Raw genomic sequence first — 1029 nt, forward strand, 5'->3', positions numbered from 1 at the left:
TCCAATGCGATTTGGTGCACTTCTTGTTTGCTTAGAGCAATACTCTTGGTTCCACCAAGCAGCTTAGAACCACTGCCTAGCATGGTTATCTTTACTTCGTTAGGCGCGCTTGTTGAGAGCAGGTTTTCTTTGGCTTTACGAGTTTGTTGAATCAGCTTAGTCAGGCTTGCTGCAGTGAGTTTTTTGTTTTGACTGAAGCGACTTTCAGCAAGGTGCGCTAACGCTAAGTCGAGGTTATCACCCCCTAGCATTAAGTGTTCACCAACGCCAATACGATCAAGTGCTAAGTCGCTATTGGTGAACTTAGCTTCTATCAGGCTTAAGTCGGTCGTACCACCACCCACATCGCAAACAAGGATTAGTGGCAGACCTTTTAATTCGTCAGCCGCGGTTTGCTGGTGGCGTGCATACCAGTCGTAACACACCGCCTGTGGCTCTTCGAGCAAGACGATTTTTTTCAAGCCAGCAAGCTCGGCGGCTTCAAGTGTCAGTTTACGCGCGGTTTCATCAAACGATGCCGGAACGGTGACAACTACGTCTTGGTCTTCGAGTTTGTTACTTGGATGACGGTAGTTCCATGCTTGACGAATGTGATTGAGGTAACTTGCGCTGGCAATAACTGGCGAGACTTTATCCACGTCTTGCGCACCAGCCCAAGGAAGAATGTCTGAGTTACGATCAACCGCTTGATGTGAGAGCCAGCTTTTCGCGCTGGATACCTGACGGCCTTCTACTTTCGCGCCTAATTCGCGAGCCCATTCACCAACGATGACATTGTTAATGTCGCCGGCAACAGGTTCGTTGTCCCAAGGAAGAGTGAGGTCAGAAGGGGAGATTTGACCTACAGCTGGATGATAGCGGAAAGAGGGCAGAAGTGGTTTACGAACGACTTCGCCCGGACCAATCAGTTGGTCAATGTCAAATAGGGATACTTCGGATTGTTCAAGGTTGTCGGTTATTTCACAGTAGGCCACCACAGTGTTTGTGGTGCCAAGGTCAATACCAACAAGAAAACGAGGAGATGCCATA

General features: G+C 48.8%; 1 protein-coding gene. It reads right to left on the bottom strand.

The genetic code is table 11. The features are described 5' to 3' along the window. The coding region (locus tag R7E47_RS25385; protein ID WP_318085591.1) for an Hsp70 family protein at nt 1-1028 on the bottom strand (1028 nt) is incomplete at its 3' end. Between the last annotated feature and the right edge of the window lies 1 nt (nt 1029).

The sequence above is a fragment of the Vibrio sp. Vb1026 genome, assembly GCF_033338745.1.
GTDB classification, from domain to species: Bacteria; Pseudomonadota; Gammaproteobacteria; order Enterobacterales; family Vibrionaceae; genus Vibrio; species Vibrio alginolyticus.